Origin of the sequence: Citrobacter sedlakii (genome assembly GCF_018128425.1) — a bacterium.
Lineage (GTDB): Bacteria > Pseudomonadota > Gammaproteobacteria > Enterobacterales > Enterobacteriaceae > Citrobacter_A > Citrobacter_A sedlakii.
On the sequence record NZ_CP071070.1, the window covers coordinates 684,289 to 690,508 of the forward strand.

5 protein-coding genes are annotated in these 6,220 nt (G+C 51.0%); 4 read left to right on the plus strand and 1 reads right to left on the minus strand.

Annotated elements, in window-relative coordinates; all coding sequences use genetic code 11:
• Nucleotides 1–228 precede the first annotated feature (228 nt).
• Nucleotides 229–1,794 (plus strand): methyl-accepting chemotaxis protein, encoded by a 1,566-nt coding sequence (locus JY391_RS03335; RefSeq protein ID WP_200035673.1) that lies wholly within the window; start codon nucleotides 229–231, stop codon nucleotides 1,792–1,794.
• Here the strand turns inward: JY391_RS03335 and JY391_RS03340 are convergent.
• Entirely contained in the window at nucleotides 1,791–2,465 is a 675-nt protein-coding gene (locus JY391_RS03340) for a PadR family transcriptional regulator (protein ID WP_211935220.1), read from the minus strand. The genes JY391_RS03335 and JY391_RS03340 overlap by 4 nt on opposite strands.
• A gap of 226 nt (nucleotides 2,466–2,691) precedes the next feature.
• On the opposite strand from JY391_RS03340, the gene JY391_RS03345 reads away from it, so the two are divergent.
• From JY391_RS03345 to JY391_RS03355, 3 genes are all read left to right on the plus strand, one after another.
• Nucleotides 2,692–3,459, plus strand: a complete 768-nt coding sequence (locus tag JY391_RS03345) for a siderophore-interacting protein (protein ID WP_042292965.1) — start codon at nucleotides 2,692–2,694, stop codon at nucleotides 3,457–3,459.
• A gap of 390 nt (nucleotides 3,460–3,849) precedes the next feature.
• Nucleotides 3,850–4,218: a hypothetical protein gene (locus JY391_RS03350; protein WP_211935221.1), complete on the plus strand. Its 369-nt coding sequence runs from the start codon at nucleotides 3,850–3,852 to the stop codon at nucleotides 4,216–4,218.
• 655 nt (nucleotides 4,219–4,873) lie between these two features.
• The gene (locus tag JY391_RS03355) at nucleotides 4,874–6,178 is read left to right on the plus strand and encodes a TolC family outer membrane protein (RefSeq protein WP_042292970.1); all 1,305 of its coding nucleotides are present in this window, start codon (nucleotides 4,874–4,876) and stop codon (nucleotides 6,176–6,178) included.
• Nucleotides 6,179–6,220 lie beyond the last annotated feature (42 nt).

Genomic DNA, 6,220 nt, shown 5'->3' on the forward strand with positions numbered 1-6,220 from the left:
CCCATAAGGGTGAGATCATTATTTTTATTCTCATTGTCGCCCGGCGGTTTTCCAGATTTCACGAAAGCATAAAAAACGCTTATATAACGATCGGTCTACCGTTATTCATCGTTAAAAGCGATTTATCAGAAAGCGTTTAAAATAAAAACTGATCAATATCATAAAGTTACTGAGATTCTGACCGATAAGAAATGCTATCTGAGAAAAACGATCTCCGGGAGGGGAAATATGTTTTTGCGTAACGTGAAAATTCGTTCAAAGTTATTTATCGCGTTTGGTTTGTTTATTGTGCTGATGATGGTGAGTTCCGGTTTGTCGATATTTAGCCTGGATCGTGCGAATCGTGGTATGCAAAACATCCTGATCGACGATTATCCGATCACGGTAAAAGCCAACAAACTTATCGACAATTTTCAGGAGTATGTCAGTACGCAACAACTGATGCTGATGGATGAAGAAGGGCGTTGGACAGGGGCTTCGCAGGCCCGGCTCGACGCGATAAGCCAGCAGATTAGCCTTCTGCTGGACGAGCTAAGCGCGGCGCCGCTCGACGATAAATCGAAAACGGTGATAGCAGACATTCGCGACGTGCGTGAGCAGTATCTTGCCTCGCAGCACCGTATCCAGGCGGCGGTGCAAAGTCACAACCGTCAGGCGGCAATGCAGGAGATGATGACCACCACGGTAAACGTGCAGCAGGCGTATAAAGATAAAGTGATGGCGCTTATCGCCATCGAAGACGCGCAGATGCTAAAAGCAGGCGAGCAAGTGGAGAGCGATTTTAAAGCCAACCGGATCCTGCTTGTCGCCCTGGCGCTGGCAGGCATTGTCGCTGGTTGCGTTATGGGGCTGTACATCGTGCGTTCCATTACCCGACCGCTGGACGACGCTGTCCAGTTTGCCGAAGCGATCGCCGAGGGCGACCTGACCCGCACTATCGCCTGCGAACAGCGGGACGAAACCGGCGTATTGCTGCAGGCGCTGATGACCATGAAAAACCGCCTGCAAGAGATTGTGCAGGAGGTACAAAACGGCTCGGAGAATATTTCCAGCGCGGCGGCGCAGATTGTGGCTGGCAACCAGGATCTGGCGGCGCGTACCGAAGAGCAGGCCAGCTCGGTTGAACAAACTGCCGCGTCGATGGAACAGATCACCGCGACGGTGAAAAACACAGCGGAGCATACCGGAGAAGCGACGAAGCTCTCTGCGGGGGCGGCGACCGTAGTGAAAAACAACGGTGAAATGATGAATCAGGTCACGCAAAAAATGCGCGTCATAAATGAAACCGCTAACCGCATGTCCGACATCATTAATCTGATTGACTCTATTGCCTTCCAGACCAACATACTGGCGCTGAACGCTGCGGTAGAAGCGGCGCGTGCGGGTGAACACGGGCGTGGGTTCGCGGTAGTGGCGGGTGAAGTGCGGCAGTTGGCGCAGAAAAGCGCTTCGTCCGCCAGCGAGATCCGTAATCTGATTGAAGATTCCACCGGTCAGACTCAGGAGGGAATGCTGCTGGTCGAAAAAGCGAATGCGCTAATCAACGGTATGGTGAGCAATGTAGAGGAAATGGACGTGATCCTGCGGGAAATCGGCCAGGCCAGTCGCGAACAGACCGACGGAATTTCGCAGATCAACAGCGCGATTGGCCTGATCGACGCCACCACGCAACAGAACTCCTGTCTGGTGGAGGAGTCCGTTGCCGCGGCAGCGTCACTGAATGAGCAGGCGCTTCACTTAAAAGAGCTGGTGAAAGTGTTCCGTGTCAGGGAAGACGACGCGCAGCCTGCTTAATCCAGTTGAGTGATTTCCAGCGCCGCGCGGTCGATCACGCCAGTGATCTGTTTTAACTGCGCGTCGCTGAGATTCCCTTGATTCACTTTCAGGTCCAGCACCGCCTTGAAATTGTCCAGCGCCCGCTTCATCTGCGGATTCTTACGCAGTTCAGCGCCAACATTACGCGCAGTGATCCGCGCCTGAATGTGTCCGAGGTGTTCCTGGTTCTCCTCCAGCCATTGTGCGCCGGACGCGGTAAGGGTGATTTTCTTCCGTCCGCCGTCTTCTTCGCTAATGGTGATAAGCCCCTGCTCCTGTAAAAAATCGAGCGTTGGATAGATCACGCCCGGGCTGGGGGTATAGTTCCCTTGAGTCAAATTTTCGATAGCTTTGATCAGCTCGTAGCCATGACTGGCCTCACGGGAGAGGATATCCAGAATCACCAGACGCAGCTCGCCATGTCCGAAGAAGCGTTGGCGTCTTCCACCGCCTCTGCCATGACGTTGCCCACACCCGCCATGATGATGACCTTCGCCGTTACACCCGCCGTGATGATGATTTTCGCCATTACATCCGCCGTGTTGATGACCTTCGCTGTGACAGCCGCCCTGGTGGCGACCTTCGCCGGAACAGCAGCCCTCATGATGCTCCCCTTCGCCGTTGCAGCAACCCTCGTGATGATGTCGCATAGGTTTCTCCTGATGTTTATTAGATATATCTAATTTATATCTAAACTCTTGATTTTGGCAAGCTGTGCAATGAAAATTTTATAATCTATTGAATTTAATGCTTATTTGTGGCGGGTGAGGCTTTATAAAACAGTATCGAAAAATCGCTTGCAATCATCTTGATTAGCAATCATTATCATTTGAAAATTAAATTCGATATATCTGATTATTTCACGAAGGCAGCGACATGACCGACATCACCTCACGTTATCCTCAACGCGTGCGCAACGAATTGCGTTTTCGCGAACTTACCGTTTTGCGCGCGGAACGTATCAGCGCAGGCTTTCAACGCATTGTACTGGGAGGCGACGCGCTGAAAGGCTTTTGCTCACACGGCTTTGACGATCACACGAAAGTCTTTTTCCCCCAGGCTGGCGCTCCGTTTGTCCCTCCAACGGTCACTGACGAAGGCATTGTCTGGGGAGAGGGCGCACGCCCGGCGTCCCGTGACTACACGCCGCTTTACGATGAAGCGCGTCATGAGCTGGCGCTGGATTTCTTCATTCACGATGGCGGCGTGGCGAGCCGTTGGGCGATGCAGGCTCGCGAAGGGGACACGGTGACCATCGGCGGGCCGCGTGGTTCGCTGGTGGTGCCGGAGGATTATGCATACCAGGTTTATGTTTGCGATGAGTCAGGCATGCCCGCGCTGCGTCGGCGTCTGGAAGCGCTCAGCCGCTTGCCGGTCAGGCCGTCGGTGACCGCGCTGGTGAGCGTCAACGATCCTGCTTATCGGGATTACCTGGCGCATCTTGACGGGTTCAACATCGAATGGCTGGCGCACGACGAGCAGGCGATTGATGCGCGACTGGCGCAATTGTCGGTGCCAGCGGCAGATTACTTTATCTGGGTCACCGGAGAAGGAAAGGTGGTCAAAAACCTCAGCCGCCGTTTCGAAAGCGATGCGTTTGACCCGCAGTTGGTGCGCGCGGCGGCCTACTGGCATCGAAAATAAGGCCGTCCGTGGCCCCATTGCTGCAGGCCGGGTAAGGTGTTTTCGCACCACCCGGCAAGAAGCCGATGTCAGAAAATTCGCCAGGATATTTCGTTCTGCCATTAAGATTATCCTAAATAATGGGGGTAATTTAGCCGACTGTTTACCGTAACGTTTTATTATTTTCACATTAACTGGAAAATTTAGGACTTTTCAGTTCCAAAAAACTATAAATCCATCGCGACTGCCGTTAGGATAGCTTTTCCAAAATTACTGACTCGCTATATCATGTTCTACACAAAAGTCTTCATGTTGCTGTGTGCATTAAGCATTGGCACCTTTCTTTTTCTTTCAATTCGCTATTTGCTGACGTCGCCGTTTAGTACGAATAATCTGTTGTCCGAACAGCGAATGCGTGACCAGCGTATTATTGAGGAGATTCTTCACGTTTGGCCCTATGAAGAAACAGTGGGCTGTACGCAGTACTATTTGCATCCGGCGATTATTCATCAAATCTCACATCGCATGGAGCAGGCTGAAAAATTTAACGATAGCGACTATCGCCTGCATGATGAAACGCTCGAACTGGCGAAACGTGAATTCATTTCTTCAATCATCGAACTTAATTATACAATATACGCATTCCTGCTCTCTGAAGGCTCGGAATACAACGACTATCGCGACAAAATAGGCATCAAGTCGCAAATGATGATCGAAAAGTACGACCGCTTTCTTTTCACCTGTAAGCGGAAGAACCACACCGTTTTACTCCCATCCTGATCTCCCGCATTAACACGCTCACCTCGGCATGGATGCTAACTGATTGGAATAATATTGTTTCTAATTTGTTATCCGCCTGAAAACTGATCCGGTTTAATTTTAGTCAGGGATGAACAATACTGATGAATCTCTGCGCACTCCATGGCTTTTTAGTTCAAAATTTCAGCAAGTAAAGGGCCTTTCAGAGTGTTTAAGATCTTTGGTTGAAATATCATGTTCTTGTTTTTATTGGGTTTAGTTCTTCATGGTTACAATCAGAAATCATTTAAGATGAATTAAGGTTATTTTTCTTTCCTCGTTTACCCCGACACCTCAGAATATTCTTCAACCCGTGATGCCAGCGATAGGTAACGCTTACCCTGAATACCCGGGGAAGTGTCTTTTCTGGACGCTGAAAAATGTCATGCAGACGTAGTGATGATGACGTTTTTCAACTTTGTTTGTCACGGACAGGTATATGTCGTTATCAGTGTGGGCATTATTTAAGCTCAGGGGAGACTGACCGTTAAATTCAGCGGAATGCGCTGAAAACACATTGATAAGGGCATATCTCATAGCAGGCTTCATTATTTTCCATATCGCTCTGAAAAAGAAAAGTGTGGAGGCATCGGTCAGCCTGAAGAAAGCCATTTTAATTAGGATATGTGTTGTGAGTATGCGTTTTGTTTTTTCATTGGTGACGTTAACCCTTGCACTTTGCGGCGCTTCTGTTTCTTGCTTCGCGGCATTAGCGAATGTTGAAGAGACGAATCTGAAAGAAAGTATTTTATTTGCTTTAGATCGCGACCCGGCAATTAGCCGTCAGGCCGCGCAAATGGGAATCGGCCAGGCAATGACAAAAGAGGCGAAAAGCGGCTGGATGCCGCAAATTGGCTTAACGGCGAGTACCGGTCACAGCCAGACAACGGATTCCAGTGGCTCGTTAAATAATTCCGCAGCCTGGGGAATTACCGTTACGCAATTAGTGTATGACTTTGGTAAAACCAATAGCGCTATTGCCCAGTCGGAAGCGCAATACGAAAGTTATCGCTATCAGTTGATGGCGACCCTTTCGGAAGTGGCGGAAAAAGCCGCGCAGGGTTATGTCGAAGTGAAACGCTATAGCGCCTTAGTGAATGCGGCGCGGGAGAACATCGCCGCGCTGGAGAAAATTCAGCATCTGGCGCAGCTGCGCGCTGGCGCAGGTCTTAGCTCGACCTCTGACGATCTGCAAACCCAGACCCGCATTGCCGGGATGCGAGCGACGCTGGAGCAGTACGACGCCGCGTTGCAAAAAGCGAAAGCGGTGCTGGCGGTACAGACCGGTATCAGCGCCCATCGTTACGCCCGTCTGCCGGAGAACCTGGAAGCCAAACAGGTCGCCGTTGACGATATCGATTATTCCAGAATCCCTGCCGTGTTGTCCGCACGCGCTATGGTGACATCCGCACAGCACGGCATTGATCGGGCGAAAGCCCAACATCTGCCCACGCTCAGCCTGAAAGCGGGACGCACCCGTTATGAATCTGACAATCGCGGCTACTGGGACGATCAAATCCAGCTCAGCGTGGATGCGCCGCTGTATCAGGGTGGTGCGGTTTCCGCGCGCGTTGATCAGGCGCAGGGGGCAAAGGCGATGGCCGCTTCAGAAGAAGAAAAAGCGCGATTCGACATTCTGCAAAAAGCCTCATCGGCAATGGCGGACTGGAAAGGCGCACGCGGTCGTGAAGATGCCGGCAAATTCCAGCTGGTTAACGCCATGCAAACCCGCAGCGTTTACAAAAACGAATACACCCTGAGCAAAAAAAGCATCAACGACCTGCTGAGCGTCGAACAGGACGTCTGGCAGGCGCAATCTTCACGCATTAATGCTGAATACGACGGCTGGAGCGCCGCCATTCAGTACGCGACGGCAGTCGACAACCTGTTGCCCCTTATCGGGATTGAAAAACAGGCATCTAAAAAATTGCCCGATCTCTAATCCATTTTACTCGCAGCACCATGACCTCAGGGACGCGACCCG